The organism is Streptomyces sp. NPDC059875 (assembly GCF_042731085.1).
Lineage (GTDB): Bacteria > Actinomycetota > Actinomycetes > Streptomycetales > Streptomycetaceae > Streptomyces.
In genome coordinates, this window is the sequence record NZ_JBHWJZ010000022.1 from 106,379 (window position 1) to 122,300 (window position 15,922).

Consider the following 15,922-nt stretch of genomic DNA (forward strand, 5'->3'; position numbering starts at 1 on the left):
GACGGGCGCGAACTGGATCTGGGCCCTCGCGACGGGTGCGCCCGCCGCGCTCTACGGGCCGAGGGAGCTCTGACCGCGGGCCGTTGTCAGTGGCGTGGTGAACGATGGACGCGTCGGTGACCGAGTGGCCAAGGGGATCGCATGTCCATCACGAACCAGCAGGTGACGGAGTACGCCTTTCTGCGCGCGCTGTACGAGGACGGGTACTACCCGGACAGCGTCGTCGACAAGGGGAAGGCGATCCTCCAGCGGCTCTGCGAGCGGATCGAGGCCGAGCGGCCGGCCGATCTGACGGCGCTGTACGCGCTCACGGAGGTGGCCACCGAGGAGTTCAACGCGCTGGAGGCGGACTTCGAGGAGGCCGGGAGCGAGATCGAGACCGTCGCCCGCGAGGAGATCGCCGAGAACTTCTGGTTCATCGCCACGGCCTACGGATTCGCGGACGCCGACGCGGAGGAGCTGGTCGCCGCCCGGGAGTGGTGACGGCGCGCGGCCGTGGACGGTCGGAGCACGGGTCGGCGTACGACCGGGGACCGTCGGGGCACGGAATGGGGCCGCGCGGACCGGGGCGGCGCCCCGGCCCGCGCGTGTCGCGGGATGCTTCGGATCAGGACGACGCAGCCGCCCCCGGCGTGCCGCGCTCGATGATGGCCGCCGTATCCAGGCCGGGCGGCAGCGTGCCGAAGGCGATGCCCCAGTCGCTGTCCAGCCGCGACGCGCAGAACGCGTCCGCCACCGCCGGATGGCCGTGCCGGACGAGCAGCGAGCCCTGCAGGACCAGCGCCATGTGCTCGACCAGCCGGCGGGCGCGGTACTGGACCGCGGCGGCGTCGCCGAGATCGCCCAGGTCCTTGCGGAGCCGTGCCGTCGCCGCGTCCAGCCGGCGGTCGGCGCCCGCAGCGCGCTCGATCTCCGCGAAGAACGCCTCGACCGCCTGCGGCTGACGCCCCATCGCCCGCAACACGTCGAGCGCGGCCACATTGCCCGAGCCCTCCCAGATGGAGGGCAGCGGGGACTCGCGATAGAGGCGGGGGAGGCCCGAGTCCTCGACGTAGCCGTTGCCGCCCAGGCACTCCAACGCCTCGGCGGCGTGCGAGGGAGCCCGCTTGCACACCCAGTACTTGGTGACCGCGAGGCCGATCCGGCGCAGCTCCTCCTCCTCCGTGTCACCCGCCGCCGCCCGGTCCACCGCGCCGGCGAGCCGCAGGCCCGCGATCGTCGCCGCCTCCGCCTCCACCGCCAGGTCGGCCAGCACGTTGGTCATCAGTGGCTGGTCGATCAGCCGGGCCCCGAACGCACTGCGGTGCGTGGCGTGGTGGACGGCCTGCACCAGACCCTGGCGCATCCCGGACGCCGAACTCACCGCACAGTCCAGCCGGGTCATGTTGACCATCCGGATGATGGTCGCGACCCCCCGGCCCTCCTCGCCGACCAGGCGGCCGAGCGCCCCCTCGTACTCGATCTCGGAGGACGCGTTGGAACGGTTGCCGAGCTTGTCCTTCAGGCGCTGCAGCCGGATCGCGTTGCGCGTGCCGTCGGGCAGTACACGCGGGACGAGGAAACAGGACAGTCCGCCCGGAGCCTGCGCGAGGGTGAGGAACACGTCCGACATCGGTGCCGAGGTGAACCACTTGTGCCCGGTCAGCGCGTAGAAGCCGTCCTCGCCCGTCGGCACCGCCCGCGTCGTGTTCGCGCGCACGTCCGAGCCGCCCTGCTTCTCGGTCATCGACATCCCCGCGATGATCCCGCGCTTCGACGTCGGCTCGCGCAGCCCGAAGTCGTAGACGGGGGAGGTGAGGAGGGGTTCGTACACCTCGGCGAGCTCCGGCTGGGCGCGCAGGGCGGGCACGGCCGCGTACGTCATCGAGATCGGGCACAGGTGGCCGGGGTCGGCCTGCCCCCACACGAACACCTTCGTCGCCCGCGCGACATGGGCCCCGGGCCGCTCGTCGCGCCACGGCGCCCCGTGCAGTCCGTGCCGCACGGCGACGGTCATCAGCTCGTGCCAGTACGGATGGAACTCGACCTCGTCGACGCGGTGGCCGTACCGGTCGTGCGTGTGCAGCACCGGAGAGTGCCGCTCGGCCAGCCGCCCCCACTCCTGTGCCTGTTCGCCGCCGGCCTTCACGCCCAGCTCGCGCACCTCCGCCTCCGCCCAGCCGGCACCCTCCCGGCGCAGGCTCTCCAGCAGGGCCGGGTCGGCCGACACGTCGTAACCGACGAGCGGCGGGACTTGGTTGGTGACCTCATGCGTGATCGGCATCGGGAACTCCCAGGGCTCTGAGGGTGAAGGTGACCAGTGCGGGTACGGTCTCGGGCCCCACCGCGCCCTCCGCCAGCGGACCGACGAGCGCCTCCGCGCCCGCCCCGACCAGCGCGGCCGCCGTCAACGAGGCGTCCTGGGGCGGAAGCTGTCCGGACCGGACCCCCTCGGCGATCCGCTCGGCGAACACATCGCGGAACGCCCTGCGGAAGACCAGCCGTTCCGCGTCCACGGCCGGGTCGACGGGCTCGGCGAGCAGCGCGTACGCGAGGCGCGGGGACTTCAGGGCGCGCTGGGCGAAGGTCTCGATGACGGCGACGACCCGTTCGGCGGCCCCCGTGTGCTCGGGACGGCGCGCCGCCTCGGACACCGCGGCCACCTCGCGGGAGACCACCGTGCGGAACAGCTCGACGGCCAGCTCGCCCTTGCTCGGGAAGTGACGGTAGACGCTGCCGGTCGCGATCCCGGCGCGCGCGGCGACAGCGGCCATCGTGCAGCCGGCGTAGCCGTGTTCGGCGAGGAGGCCGAGCGCGGCGTCCACGACGGTGGCACGCCGGTCGTCGAGCCTGGCCTGGACGGCTGGCGTGCGTCGGTAGGGCATGGAAGAAGTGAAGCAGTGATTCATTGCTTCAACAAGGGGCTGCGCCGGAGGTGCCACCCATCGGTCCGCCCGCACGGGCCCGGTCGATAGGTTCGGCCCATGACTGTGCAGCGAGCCGACGTCCATCACTCGCCCTCGACCTGGCAGCAGCCGGTCCCTCCCACGGCCTCAGCCGAACGGGCCGCCCTGATGGAGGAGATCGCGCAGGCGATCCTGGCTCGCGGGCGCGGCCGCCTCCTCGTCGGGATCGACGGCTTCACCGCGGCCGGCAAGACGAGCTTCGGGCACGAGCTGGCCGAACGGATCGCGGGCAGCGGGCGGCCCGTGCTCCGGGCCACGCTCGACGACTTCAAGAAGCCCTGGAAGGACCGGCATCTGTACGACCGGGAGTCCGGCGAGGGCTACTACCGAAACGCGTACGACTACGAGCTGGTCAGGCGTCTCCTCCTGGAACCCGCCCGGTCGCCCGAGGCGGACACCTGCTCCCTGTGCGGCATCGACCCGCTCACCCAGGTCGACCACTCCGCGGAGCGGACCCCGCTCGCCCCGGACGCGGTGCTCGTCGTGGACGGTGTCTTCGCCTTCCGGCCGGAGATCGACGGCTACTGGGACTACCGCGTCTGGCTCGACGTCGACGCCGAGCTCTCGGTACGGCGTGGCGCGGAGCGGGACCAGAACTGGGCGGGCTCGGACGCGGAGGCGATTCACCGCGACCGCTATCTGGTGGCGGAGCGCATCTACCTCGGCGAGGTCGACCCTCTGCCGAGGATGGACGCCCTCGTCGACAACTCGGATTTCGCCCGGCCCCGTGTCCTGGCCCCGCGGCGCCGCCCGACAGTGACCCGCGGTGAGGACTTCGACGCCCTGGTCGTTCGTACCGACTACGAGGACGAGAGTGCGTGGCAGGCGGTGCGGGCCGCCCTGGCCGAGGACGTGGACTTCTCCGCGCACGTGGTCGACGATCCCGCCTGGGCCGGCGCGGACCCGGACGAGGTGCTGGCGGCGGTCGCGCGTGACGACGAGCTGAGCGTGGTGTTCCTCGCCGACCGGACGACGATGGTCTGCGCTTCCCAGGCGCTTCTCGCGGTGACACTTCTGACGCGGGCGGAGTGCGCGGACGACGAGGACTACGCCCGACTGACCGAGTTCGGCGACCGCTTCCGTACGGTTCCGGCGGGAGTCCACTCCATCCACGCCAACCTGTCCATCGGCAACATGGGTTTCGAGGACTACGCCGCAGAGGCGCAGGCCGACCCGGAAGGTGTCTTCCGGAACTTCGAGTGAGGCCGCGCCCGGCCGTCGACGGCCGGGCGCGGATCGTCGCGTCAGCCGACGAAGATCTCGGTGAGCGACCAGATCGCGAGGCCCGCCATGCACAGGCCGCCGATGCGCTGGACCGTCTTCAGCGGGACGCGCTTGGCGATGAAACGGCCCGCGATCAGGGCGAGGGCGGAGACGCTCATCAGGGCCGCGGCGGAGCCGATCGCCGTCGACCAGGTGCCGTTGGTGGCGGCGAGGTTGGCCGTGGTGATCTGCGTCAGGTCGCCCCACTCGCTGATGAAGACGGCCATGAACGCGGTCGAGTAGACCGGCCAGAAGCCGGTCACCGTCCTGCCGCCCGCCTCGTCCTCCGCGTCGTCGTCCCCGCCGCGCAGCAGCATGAACGCGCCGAAGCCGAACAGCAGGGCCGAGACGAGCTTGACGATCCAGTCGGGCAGCAGGCCGAGGAGGCTGCCGGCGCCCACGGCGATGGCGACGTGCACGACGAACGCGGTCGAGGTGCCGAACCAGACGTACAGCGGACGCATGCGCGTGCCCATCGCGAGGGACGCGAACATCGTCTTGTCGGGAAGCTCGGCGAGGAAGATCAGCCCGAAGGCGGTGAGAATCGCCAAGGGGTCGAGGTGCATACCGGGGGCTCTCTGCTCGGTCCGGGCCCGGGATCCGCACGGCACCACGGTGGGCGACGGGAAGAACCACTCGGCCCGGCATGACGGACCACGCCCACAGGATGCGGACATGGAAAATGCCTGGCCGAAGGTCTCGCCCGCCCGCGCTTCCGCGTGGACCCGGCCACCGGGAACCCAAGGGTTCCAGTGTGTCGACGACCGGTTCGCAGGGCTACTCCCCTTCGCTGTCGAACAGTGTAGCGGAGGACTCCCTCGATCTTGGTAGACAGTGTCTACGCAGCCTGGTAGACAGTGTCTATGACTGACGAGACCGAGGCCGAGGCCGGGCTGCGCGGCCGACTCATCGACGCCGGGGTCGAGCTGGTGCACGCGGAAGGCGCGCAGGCGTTGTCCCTGAGGGAGATCGCCCGGCGTGCCGGGGTTTCCCACGGGGCGCCCCGCCGGTACTTCCCGACCCACCTCGACCTGCTGTCGGCCATTGCCCGGGAGGGTTTCACCGAGCTCGCCGACCGCGTCACCGCCGCGCTCGCGGCAGGACCCGACGGCCCCCGCGCCGAACTCGACGCCGTCGCCCGCGTCTACCTCGACTTCGCGCTGACCCGTCGCGGCATGTACGAGCTGATGTTCCGTCACGACCTGCTCGAGAGCGGACGGCTCGGGCTGCGGGAGACCAGCCTGCCGCTGTTCGACCTCCTCGCCCGGCTCGTCGCCCGCGCCCGCCCGGGGGCCGGCCCCGAACCGGCGGTGGTGGCGGCCGCGCTCTGGGCCAACCTGCACGGCATCGTCCAGCTCTGGGGCTGGGGCAGCCTCCAGCTCGCCGCCCGCACGGACGACGTGGAACCGCTGCTCCGGGCCGCACTCGACGCCCACCTCGGCCCGGCGGAAGGTACGCGGTGATACGGCAACGGCAGCTGACCCTCGCCTGCAGCGTCGTCGGCGCCGCCGTCGTCGCCCTCGACGGCACCGTGCTCACCCTGGCGCAGCCCGCTCTCCAGCACGACCTGGACGCGAGCTTCGCACAGGTGCAGTGGACGAGCACCGGGTACCTCGTCGCCGTCGCGAGCCTGCTCGTCTTCGCGGGAAGGCTCGGCGACCGCTACGGCCACCGGCGGCTCTTCGCGCTCGGAACGCTCGGCTTCGCCGCCGCCTCGGCCGGCATCGCGCTCGCCCCCGGCATCGGGTGGGTCATCGGTCTCCGCGTGCTCCAGGGCGTATGCGGGGCGCTTCTGCAGCCGGCCACGCTGGGCATGCTGCGCGCCGCCTTCCCTCCCGACCGGCTTGCCATGCCGATCGCCCTGCGCACCAGCGCGATCGGCCTCGCCGCCGCGGCGGGCCCGCTCGTCGGCGGCGCGCTCGTCACCGCCCACGGCTGGCGGTCCGTCTTCGTCCTCACAGCGATCCCGGCCCTCGCGATCGGCTTCCTGGCCTTCATGACCCCGGCGCGGCAGACCGACCACGCCGCGCCGGACCACGATGGCGACGTGCCGCATCCGGCCGCGCCGACCGGTGCGGCGCAGCGACACGCCGTGCGGGATATCGCGGCTCTGAGCCCGAACACGCCGGGCGGTGACGGACCGCACCCGAAGGCGCCGGGTGAGGACGCGCCGAGCCCTGCCGTGCCGGCTGGCCACGCGTTGCGCCCGGCCCCGGACGGTTCCTCCGTGCCCGGGCGGGGCACGCCCGGACGGGCACCCGACTCCCGGGCGCCGCTCGATCTGCCCGGTGCCTGTCTGCTCGCCGTCACCCTGGGCTGCCTCGTCCAGGTGCTCGTCGGCGCACCCGAATCCGGCTGGAGCATCGCGACCACCCTCGCCCTCGGCATCGCCGTCGCGGCCGGAGCGGCCTTCGCCCGGCACGAAAGGCGCACCGCGCGACCGCTCCTGCCGCCGGCCCTCCTGCGATCCCGGCCCGTCGTGGCGGGCCTCCTCACGCTCCTGGCCGCGTCGGCCGCTCTGTTCGGCGCGCTGTTCGTGGCGACGTACTTCCTCCAGGACGTCCGCGGGCTCGACCCGCTCTCGAGCGCCCTGTGGGTGCTGCCCCTCGCCGTCCTGATGGTGCTCGGCGCACCCACCGCGGCCCTGCTGCAACGCCGATTCGGCCCCCGCCGCACGACGGCCGTGGGAGGGGCCCTGCTCGCCCTCGGCGTGCTGCTGCTCTCCCGGCTCGACGGATCCGCGACAGCGCTCCAGACCGGCGGCTGCTTCGCCCTCCTGGGCGCCGGGTTCGGCACGGTCATGGCCACCGCCACCACCGTCGTCGTACATCGGGCGCCGGTGGCCGAAGCCGGGGTCGCCGGCGGACTCCAGCAGACCGCCATGAACATCGGTCCGGCGCTCGGCGTCGCCACCGCGACCCTGCTGATGACGCTCGACGCGTCCGCCGGCTTCGTCCCCGCGATGCGGACCACGTTCCTGGTCCTGGCCGCCGTGGCTGCGCTCGGCGCCGCGGCCGCACTCGGACTGCCCGGGCGCGCCGCACCAGCGAGACCCCCGGAGGCGCCCGAGCTGGAGCCTCCAGCCCCAGCCCAGCCCGAGCCGGACCGCGAGCCCGCTCCCGTGCCCGGCACCCAGCCTCACCGCACGCCCTCGCCCTGACCTGCCGCGGACACGCCCGGGATCGGCGCCGCGTTCCCGCCGCCCCCACTGCGTACGATCACGAAATGCCCTCAGGTGATCGCCGTGGCCGTCCCTTGTCCCGCCCGCGCACCCAGATCAACATCGGCCGGGCGCTGCCGGTCCTGGTCATGATCCTGACGGTGCTCGCCGACGTCCTCACCGCCGACGAAGAGCGCTACGACCGGCTTCTGGCCGCCGCGCCCGCCCTCGCCGCCGTCACCTGGAGCGTCCGGGGCACCGCCCTCATCGGTCTGGTCGCGATAGTGGTGGGCGGACTGCTCGGGTGGCGATCCGGTGAGCCGTTCGTTCCCGACATCGTCGCCAACGAGGTGGCGCTGGCGGCGGTGACCGCGGTCGCCGTCTGGGTGAGCCGGGCCCGCGAGCGGTACGAGCGGGACCTGCGCGAGGTCACCGCCGTCGCCGAGGTCGTCCAGCGGGTCGTGCTCCGCCCGCTCGCGCCGCGGCTCGGTACCGTCGACCTTCACCTGCTGTACGTCGCCGCCGCGGCCAAGGCCAGGATCGGCGGCGACTTCTACGAAGCCGTCCGCGTGCCGGGCGCCGTACGGCTGATGCTCGGCGACGTCCAGGGCAAGGGGCTCGGCGCCGTGGAGACCGCCTCGGTCCTGCTCGGTTCGTTCCGCGCCGCCGTCAACGACGCCCATGACCTGCCCGTCCTTGCCGACCGGCTGGAGGAGGGCCTCGGACGCTACGGCGCCTGGGACCCCGACTCCGACGCGGCCGAACGCTTCGCCACCGTCGTCCTCGTCGAGATCCCCGACGACGGAAACGTCGCGCGGCTCCTCAGCTGCGGTCACCCCGCCCCACTGCTCCAGCACGGCAGCGGCGTACGGACCGTCGACCTCACCGACCCGTCCCTGCCGGTCAACCTGGCCGGCCTGCTCGACGCCCACCACCGGGTGGAGGAGGTCCCCTTCGGGCCGGGGGACCGGCTGCTGCTCTTCACCGACGGAGTGAGCGAGACCCGCGACCGCGCCGGCACCTTCTACCCGCTGGAGGAGCGGATGTCCCGCTGGGTGGCGGAGCCGGGCGAACGGCTCCCCGCCCTGCTCCACCAGGACCTCGCCGCCTACGGCACGGGCGGCCTCGACGACGACGTGGCGGCGGTCCTCGTCGTACGGCGGCCCTAGGGGTGTCTTGTGGATCGTGCCGGGCTGATCCAGCTGATCCGCAGGACACCCCCAGCCCTCAGGGCAGTCCGCGGACCGTGGCCTAGCGCCCCTCCGCCGGCACCGACTCGTACAGCACCGTGTGGAACCGGCCCTCCGACTCGCGCCCCGCCGGATCCAACCCCAGTGCCCGCACCGCCTCGACGGCGAAGCGCTGCTCGCCGGCGTCGGTGAACAGCCGCTGCGGATACGTCCGAGTCGGATCGGCGACCGTCCGCAGGCCGTAGGCCGCCAGACACTCGGCGATCGGTGTGTACGAGACCGTACGCAGCACGAACGCGCTCACCCGCACCGGTCGCCCGGCCCATTCGAGCAGCGCGGCGAACGTGCGGCGCGTGAGATAGCTGCCGCCGCCGGTCAGCGTGATCAGCCCGACATCCGCCATCGCGGCCCGCAGGCGAGGGCTCGGCGGCGCGCCCTCCTCGAGATTCTCCGCGAAGGCGTCGTCGAGGAGACCGACCTCACGGGCGTACCGCAGCGCGTGCCCGGCGACGTCGAGCCCGATGACCGGCGCGGCGTCGGAGCGGCGCCGGGCGGCGTAGAACTCCTTGTCCCGCACGGCGAGTTCGGGGGCGGTCAGCCCGTGGACCGCCGGATCCGTGTAGCGCGCGTACAGCTCGGCCAGGGTCACGTCGTGGTTCAGGAGCGCCGCGTTGATCCCGTACGAACAGCACAGGTCGAGCACCGTCCCGCCGCCCCGCTCGGCCGCCGCGCGCCGGAATGCGGCCTGGGCCTGCTGCGGAATCTCGTACTCCAGCGGCGCGAGGCGCCGGAAGTACGCCCGTGGGTCGGGCTGGTCGTAAATGTCGTCGAACCGAGCCTTGCCGTTCGTACCCGACCCGGACCCGCTCATCCGTCCCGCCTCCCTCTCACCGGCGGCACCCGTCCCGCACGCGACTTGCGCCCCAGGCACCACGCATCAGGTGGGCATCCTGCTCGCAACGCGGCCCGGCGCTCACGTCCGCATCGGGGGCGCACAGAAGCTCCACCCGTACCGCAGGGCGGCTCCCGGGCGGGCCCCACCCTTCCAGGATGGGCTCGCTACCGGCCGACCGCACGGGGGAGAGCCCGGGAACGCGCGTGTGCGCACGGGTCGCACCCGTCCCAAACGTGGAGATCCGGGCGATCGGTGTCGCTCGTGCCCGGGTTCGGTGCCTCGTGCGCTGTTCATGCGCTCTCTGGTGCCTCTGTCCGCAATGCGTTTGGCTTGGCCCGCCGTCCGCAGAGCGGACGATCAGCAGTTCAGACGAGAGGAACGGGTGCACGTGCCCCAGGAGAATTCCTTCAGCTCGTTCGACGACTTCGGCTCAGACAGCCCCGGTGTCACCGCGGCGGAGATCGCCCGGCTATCCGCCGAGGGAGTGTGGGCCGCCGACGGGACGGTCCATCCCGTCGCCGTCCGGCTCGGCCAGACCCTCACCACCGCGCTCCGGACCCGCGGCGGCGACGGCCAGCTGCCCGGCGACCTGAGCGACACCGTCCGCCAGGTGCTCGGCCTCGCGGAACCCGCCTACCCCCGGATCGAGACATCGGACGGCCACAAGCTCTCCGCCTTCACGCTCCGGCAGCGGGGTCCCGGCCCGCACCCCCTGGTCGTGGTGCCCGCCGGCTGGCACCCGTTCGGCTGGCCCCTCTTCATGTGGGCGTACCTCACCCTCGCCAGGAAGGGCTACCACGTCCTCGCCTACACGCCCCGCGGCCTCGGTCACCCCCTCCTCCCCTCCACCTCAGAGGGCTTCATCGACGTCGGCGGCCCGAACGACTGGGCCGACGGCTCCACCGTCATCGACCACGCCGTCGACCACCTCGCGCCGAGCACCATCGGCTTCCTGGGAGAGTCCTACGGCTCGGGCATCAGCCAGCTCGTCGCCGCCCACGACGAGCGGGTCGACGCCGTCGTGGCGCTCAGCACCTGGGGCAACCTCGCCACCAGCCTGTACGACCACGGCACCCGGCACATCAAGGCGGTGGAGGCGCTCCTCGCCCTCACCGGCGGTCCGGTGGAGCAGAAGTTCGACGAGGACAACCGGCGGATCCTCGCCGACTTCCAGGCCGACCGGAACATGCAGTCCGTGGTCGACTGGGGCAATCTGCGCGCCCCCGAGCGCTACGTCGGCCAGACCAACGAGCACGGCACGCCGACCTTCGTCTCCAACACCTGGCACGAGGGGCTCTTCCCGGTCAACGAGGTCCTCACGACGTTCAACCTGCTGGAGGTGCCCAAGCGCCTGAACATGTGGATCGGCGACCACGCGGCACCCGAGGGCCTCGGTCTCATCCTCCCCGTCGCCGACAACACTCCGCTGACGGAGGCCTACGACTGGCTCGACCGCCACCTCAAGGGCGAGCCGAACGGCGTCGAGACCTGGGACCAGGTCAGCAACCAGGTCATGTTCACGTACATCACGGAGCCGGTCCTGGACCCCGTGACCGGTGAGCCGACCGGGACGAACCGGATCGTCGAACCCGCGACCCGCGAAAGCCGCCCCGACTGGGGGCAGGTCACCACGCACACCGAGCGCTTCGGTCTGACGGGCGACGGCGGACAAGGCTCCGACGGCCGGCTCGTCGACGGCGAACAGACCGGCTGGGCGCGCGGGTTCATCGCCGGCGTGGACACCGAGGCAACCGCCATGGACGCGATCATGGACACCGGCAAGGCCGAATGGGCCGGCAACCCCAAGATCTACGACACCCGGAAGATCGACCGCGCGCACGCCGCGGTCTGGACGACCGAACCGCTCACCGAAGGCCGACGGGTCCGCGGCATCCCACGGCTGCGCCTGACCGCCCGCAGCACGGCGCGCTCCGCGAGCCTGTTCGCCCACCTCTTCGACGTCGCACCGGACGAGACGGCCCGGATCATCACGCACGAGCCGTTCAACCTCCACGGACTGACGCCCGATCAGGAGACCACGGTGGAGTGGCCGCTCCAGGCCGCCGCGTACGACATCCCGGCCGGACACCGGCTGATGCTCGTCGTCGACAGCAAGGACCCGCTGTACGGAGACGCCTCCGTCGCCTGGACGCAGACCGTCATCGGCTCACCCGAGGGGGACCCGTCCTTCCTCGACCTGCCGCTCGGCTGACGCCCCGTACCCGCACACAGCGAAGGAGGACACATGCAGGACGAGTACGAGCAGCAGGCCGGCGACCTCGTCGACCCGACCGTCACCCCCACCGTGGCGCTGTCGCGCATCGGTGCGCCGCAGGAGGCCTGGGAGCCGCTCCTCGCGGCCCTGCGGCCCGGGGCGACCGGTGCCGCCGGCACGGCGGGGCTTCCGGAGTCGCTGGCCGCCGACGTCGCCGGCTTCGGCCGGATCGCCGTCTGGGAGCGGGCCACCATCCGGCGGGAGGACGGCGTCGCCTTGGACGGCGGCTTCTGGCGCCATCGCGACGAGCGGCCGCGGCCCCTGGTCGTCATCCCCTCCGCCTGGGGCGCGCCCTGGCAGGCGTTCGCGATCCTCGCCTTCAAACTGTCCCTCCAGGGCTACCACGTCCTGGCCTACCAGCCGCGTGGCTTCTTCAGGTCCGGCGGCTTCATCGGCGTGTGCGGCGAGGACGACTGGGCCGACGCGTCCGCCGCGATCGACTGGGCCACCCAGCGCACGGGCGCCGAGCCGACCAAGGTCGGCTTCTTCGGCGACTCGTACGGCGCCGGAATCAGCTGCATGGCCGCCGCGCACGACGCGCGCGTCGACGCGGTGGTCGCGCTCAGCGGCTGGTCCGACCTCGCCTCGTGCATGTACGGGAACGACACCCGCCGCATCCGCGCCTTCCAGGCGCTCCTGGGCGCCACCAGGAACCAGCAGGGCGAGGCGATCGGCCACATCGACGCCGCGACGCAAGGGCTCCTCGACGACTTCTTCGTGCACCGCAACATGGACGCGGTCACGGCCTGGGCGTCCGTACGCTCGCCCGTCACCCATGTCGGCGCGATCAACGCCCGCCGGGTCCCGGTCCTCATCGGAGGGCACTGGCACGAGACGCTCTGCCCGGTCAACCAGACCCTGGACATGTTCCAGCGGCTGACGGGCCCCAAGCGGCTGCTGCTGTCCATCGGCGACCACAGCGGCGCCGAACTGCCCGGCCTCGCGGGGCTGCCCAACCGCGTCGTCGACGAGGGCTACCGCTGGCTCGCCCACCATCTCCTCGGGGAGGACAACGGCGTCGACACCCTGCCGGAGGTCGCCAACGAGGTGATGTTCACCTACACGACCGTCCCGCTGCCGGCGCCGATCACCGTGCCGAACCTGCCGCCGATCACCCGGATCATCGTCGAGCCGGCAAAGGTGGAGGAGCGCAAGGCGTGGGCCGACGTCACCGGCTCCACCGAACGCCTCCACCTCAAGCCGGCCTCGAAGCCGGACTTCCTCCAGCCGGAGGACGGGGAGCTGTCCCAGGGCGTCGCGCCGACCTGGGAGCGGCCGTTCACGGCCGGCGCCGACGCCGGCTTCACCGCGGCCGAGAACCCCGTGACGACCGGCGCGGCCGAGGTCTACGGCGCCCCCGTGACGTACGGGACCCGCTGGTTCGACCGGCAGCGCGCCGCGGTCTGGAAGACACCGATCCTAACCTCGGTGAAGAGCATGCGCGGCACACCGCGACTGCACCTCACCTTCACCCCGTCCACCCCCTCGGCCACGCTCGTCGCCTACCTCTTCGACGTCAACCCGGTCCTCGGCACGGCGCGCATCATCACGCACGAGCCGAAGACCTTCCTCGACATCACCCCGAACGAGCCCGTCACCACCGACCTCGACCTCCAGGCGGCGGCCTACGACATCCCGCCCGGTCACCGCCTGATGCTCGTCCTCACCAGCCGCGACCAGCTCTACGCGGACGCGAGCATCGACCGCACCGAGATCACCGTCCACTCGACGGCCGCGGATCCGACGTACCTGGATCTGCCCCTGTCGTAGCGCGGCCGGTGCGGGACGGGGCGACGAGCCCCGTCCCGCACCGGGGCGCCCTGACCGGCTCCGGTGTCACTCGACGAGGGCGTGGCCCGTCGTCGCGTCGACGTGGGGCGGGATCTCGTCGTGGCGGTCGCCGACCGTGAGGGTGCCCGTCGGTTCGAAGAGCAGGATCGACGCGCCGGACGGGGCGTACGGGCGGTGTTCGACGCCCCGGGGGACGGTGAAGGCCGAGCCCCGCGGGAGCGACACCGTGCGTTCCGTCCCCTCCTCACGCAGCGAGATGTGCAGCTCGCCGTCGATCACGAGGAAGAACTCGTCGGTGTCGTCGTGTGCGTGCCAGATGTGCTCGCCCGCGACCTTCGCGACGCGTACGTCGTAGTCGTTCACCCGCGTCACGATCCGCGGACTCCACAGGTCCTCGAACGAGGCAAGCGCCGTGGCGAGAGCGATGGGAGCGCTGCTCGCAGCGCCGTTCACAGAAGTCTTCGGGCTCATGCGGCCATCCTGGGCCCTGCCCGCCGCCCGGCGTGAGTGCTAGAAACAGCATATGCCGCAAGGATCCTCGCACGTGTCGCCGCACCGCGTCGTCGTCATCGTCGACGCCAACTCCAACCCCTTCGAGCTGGGCTGTGCCACCGAGATCTTCGGACTGCGCCGCCCCGAGATCGGCCGTGACCTCTACGACTTCCGACTCTGCTCACCCGAGCCCCGCACCCTGATGCGGGACGGCTTCTTCACCCTCACCGGCGTCGCCGGGCTCGAGGCGGCCGACACCGCCGAGACCCTCATCGTCCCCAACCGACCCGACGTCGAGGTACCCCGCCGCCCCGCCGTGCTCGACGCGATCCGGCGCGCCCACGCGCGCGGCGCACGTCTCGTCGGCTTCTGCAGCGGCGCCTTCACCCTCGCCGAGGCCGGAGTCCTCGAAGGGCGCCGGGCCACCGCCCACTGGCAGTGGGCGGACTCCTTCCGCGCCCGATTCCCCTCCGTACACCTCGAAGCGGAGGTCCTGTTCGTCGACGACGGCGACATCCTCACCGCCGCAGGCAGCGCGGCCGCCCTCGACCTCGGGCTCCATGTGGTCCGCCGTGATCACGGCGCGGAGGTCGCGAACGCGGTCAGCCGCCGGCTCGTCTTCGCGGCCCACCGGGACGGCGGCCAGCGCCAGTTCGTGGAGCGTCCGGTCCCGGACCTGCCCGGCGAGTCCCTCGCCCCGCTGCTCGCCTGGGCCCAGGAACACCTCGGCTCGCCGCTGACCGTCGCCGGCCTCGCCGCCCGGGCGGCCGTCAGCCCGGCGACGCTGCACCGCCGCTTCCGGGCCCAGCTCGGGACGACCCCGCTGGCCTGGCTCACCGGCGAGCGGGTGGCCCTGGCCTGCCGCCTGATCGAGCGCGGCGAGTCCCGCTTCGACGTCGTCGCCCGCACCAGCGGCCTGGGCACCGCAGCCAATCTGCGGGCCCTGATGAACCGCGAGACGGGGCTCTCACCGTCCGCGTACCGCCGCCGCTTCGGCCCGGCCGTCGGCTGACCCTCCGGCGCCGGGATCCTAGGAGCGGTACGGAGTGTGGACCGCGGCCCAGTCCGCGAGCGCCCGGGCACAGTCCGCGACCGACTCCCGCCAGGTCCGGGCCGCGCCGTCGCCCGCCTCGTCGCTCACGTGCTTCACGATCCGGATCGGCACCCCGGCCAGACCGGCGGCGGTCGCCAAGGCATAGCCCTCCATGTCGACCAGCGCCGCCCGCGCGGCGAGCCGGACCCGGGCGGCCTCGTCGGAGATGAAGGCGTCACCGGTCGCCAGGGTGACCTCGCCGCCGTCCGGGAGGACCAGCGGCTCCCCGTAGGTCTCACCCGTCAGCGTCGCGAGCAGCTCGCCGTCGAGATCGTGCTGGATCACCGTGCCCACGACGTGCGTCCCCGTCCACCCCGGACGCAGCGCCCCGGCGGTCCCCAGATTGACGACGCCGGACGGGCGCGGGCCCCGGCCCAGCACGCTCGCCAGCGAGGTCGCCGCGTTCACCTTGCCCATACCGGTGAGCAGGATCGGCAGATCCGTGTCGAGGAACTGCGCCTCCTCCTTCACGGCCAGTACGAGCAGGGGCCGGTCGGCCGTGATCTCTCCGATGAGTTCCATGTGGCCACGCTACCCGCCGGGACTTCCAGGCCGCGCCGAGAGACCATGGAAGTGTCCGCATTCGCCAAGGAGATCACCATGGCAACCGGAACAGTGAAGTGGTTCAACGCGGAGAAGGGCTTCGGCTTCATCGCCCAGGACGGTGGCGGCCCCGACGTCTTCGTCCACTACTCGGCGATCGCCAGCACCGGCTACCGCGAACTCACGGAGGGACAGAAGGTCGAATTCGACGTCGTCCAGGGCCCGAAGGGACCCCAGGCCGAGAACGTCACCGCAGGCTGAATCACCGGCGTGCC

15 protein-coding genes are annotated in these 15,922 nt (G+C 72.5%); 9 read left to right on the top strand and 6 right to left on the bottom strand.

Annotated elements, in window-relative coordinates; translation table 11 throughout:
- Positions 1-141: 141 nt before the first annotated feature.
- Entirely contained in the window at positions 142-483 is a 342-nt protein-coding gene (locus ACFV9D_RS25460) for a DUF5713 family protein (protein WP_385150543.1), read from the top strand.
- 124 nt (positions 484-607) lie between these two features.
- On the opposite strand, the gene ACFV9D_RS25465 is transcribed toward ACFV9D_RS25460, so the two are convergent.
- Positions 608-2,263 (bottom strand): acyl-CoA dehydrogenase family protein, encoded by a 1,656-nt coding sequence (locus ACFV9D_RS25465; RefSeq protein WP_385150546.1) that lies wholly within the window; start codon positions 2,261-2,263, stop codon positions 608-610.
- Complete coding sequence (locus tag ACFV9D_RS25470) at positions 2,247-2,864, bottom strand: TetR family transcriptional regulator (RefSeq protein WP_385150549.1); 618 nt, start codon at positions 2,862-2,864, stop codon at positions 2,247-2,249. Before ACFV9D_RS25470 ends, ACFV9D_RS25465 begins: the two co-directional genes overlap by 17 nt.
- Positions 2,865-2,963: 99 nt before the next feature.
- On the opposite strand from ACFV9D_RS25470, the gene ACFV9D_RS25475 reads away from it, so the two are divergent.
- On the top strand, positions 2,964-4,148 hold the full coding sequence (locus ACFV9D_RS25475; protein WP_385150552.1) for a DUF6924 domain-containing protein: 1,185 nt from the start codon (positions 2,964-2,966) through the stop codon (positions 4,146-4,148).
- A gap of 41 nt (positions 4,149-4,189) precedes the next feature.
- Here ACFV9D_RS25475 and ACFV9D_RS25480 read toward each other — a convergent pair whose 3' ends face one another.
- Complete coding sequence (locus ACFV9D_RS25480) at positions 4,190-4,774, bottom strand: TMEM165/GDT1 family protein (RefSeq protein WP_385150555.1); 585 nt, start codon at positions 4,772-4,774, stop codon at positions 4,190-4,192.
- Positions 4,775-5,071: 297 nt separating this feature from the next.
- On the opposite strand from ACFV9D_RS25480, the gene ACFV9D_RS25485 reads away from it, so the two are divergent.
- The 3 genes from ACFV9D_RS25485 to ACFV9D_RS25495 all read left to right on the top strand — a co-directional run bounded on the left by ACFV9D_RS25485 (position 5,072) and on the right by ACFV9D_RS25495 (position 8,537).
- Positions 5,072-5,671 (top strand): TetR/AcrR family transcriptional regulator, encoded by a 600-nt coding sequence (locus ACFV9D_RS25485; RefSeq protein WP_385150558.1) that lies wholly within the window; start codon positions 5,072-5,074, stop codon positions 5,669-5,671.
- Positions 5,668-7,368: an MFS transporter gene (locus tag ACFV9D_RS25490; protein WP_385150560.1), complete on the top strand. Its 1,701-nt coding sequence runs from the start codon at positions 5,668-5,670 to the stop codon at positions 7,366-7,368. The genes ACFV9D_RS25485 and ACFV9D_RS25490 overlap by 4 nt, the downstream gene beginning before the upstream one ends.
- A gap of 65 nt (positions 7,369-7,433) precedes the next feature.
- Complete coding sequence (locus ACFV9D_RS25495; protein WP_385150563.1) at positions 7,434-8,537, top strand: PP2C family protein-serine/threonine phosphatase; 1,104 nt, start codon at positions 7,434-7,436, stop codon at positions 8,535-8,537.
- A gap of 82 nt (positions 8,538-8,619) precedes the next feature.
- Here the strand turns inward: ACFV9D_RS25495 and ACFV9D_RS25500 are convergent, their stop codons facing one another.
- Positions 8,620-9,429, bottom strand: coding sequence for a hypothetical protein (locus ACFV9D_RS25500; RefSeq protein WP_385150566.1), 810 nt, complete (start codon positions 9,427-9,429; stop codon positions 8,620-8,622).
- A gap of 412 nt (positions 9,430-9,841) precedes the next feature.
- Between ACFV9D_RS25500 and ACFV9D_RS25505 the strand changes: the two genes are divergently transcribed.
- Both ACFV9D_RS25505 and ACFV9D_RS25510 read left to right on the top strand, forming a co-directional pair.
- The gene (locus ACFV9D_RS25505; RefSeq protein ID WP_385150569.1) at positions 9,842-11,665 is read left to right on the top strand and encodes a CocE/NonD family hydrolase C-terminal non-catalytic domain-containing protein; all 1,824 of its coding nucleotides are present in this window, start codon (positions 9,842-9,844) and stop codon (positions 11,663-11,665) included.
- 33 nt (positions 11,666-11,698) lie between these two features.
- Positions 11,699-13,498, top strand: a complete 1,800-nt coding sequence (locus ACFV9D_RS25510; protein ID WP_385150572.1) for an alpha/beta fold hydrolase — start codon at positions 11,699-11,701, stop codon at positions 13,496-13,498.
- A 66-nt stretch (positions 13,499-13,564) separates the two neighbouring features.
- On the opposite strand, the gene ACFV9D_RS25515 is transcribed toward ACFV9D_RS25510, so the two are convergent.
- Complete coding sequence (locus ACFV9D_RS25515) at positions 13,565-13,990, bottom strand: cupin domain-containing protein (RefSeq protein ID WP_385150575.1); 426 nt, start codon at positions 13,988-13,990, stop codon at positions 13,565-13,567.
- 52 nt (positions 13,991-14,042) lie between these two features.
- Here ACFV9D_RS25515 and ACFV9D_RS25520 point away from each other — a divergent pair, with 52 nt between their 5' ends.
- Positions 14,043-15,023, top strand: a complete 981-nt coding sequence (locus ACFV9D_RS25520) for a helix-turn-helix domain-containing protein (RefSeq protein WP_385150578.1) — start codon at positions 14,043-14,045, stop codon at positions 15,021-15,023.
- 18 nt (positions 15,024-15,041) lie between these two features.
- On the opposite strand, the gene ACFV9D_RS25525 is transcribed toward ACFV9D_RS25520, so the two are convergent.
- Entirely contained in the window at positions 15,042-15,626 is a 585-nt protein-coding gene (locus ACFV9D_RS25525) for a nucleosidase (protein WP_385150581.1), read from the bottom strand.
- Positions 15,627-15,704: 78 nt separating this feature from the next.
- Here ACFV9D_RS25525 and ACFV9D_RS25530 point away from each other — a divergent pair, with 78 nt between their 5' ends.
- Positions 15,705-15,908: a cold-shock protein gene (locus ACFV9D_RS25530; protein ID WP_385150583.1), complete on the top strand. Its 204-nt coding sequence runs from the start codon at positions 15,705-15,707 to the stop codon at positions 15,906-15,908.
- Positions 15,909-15,922: the final 14 nt, after the last annotated feature.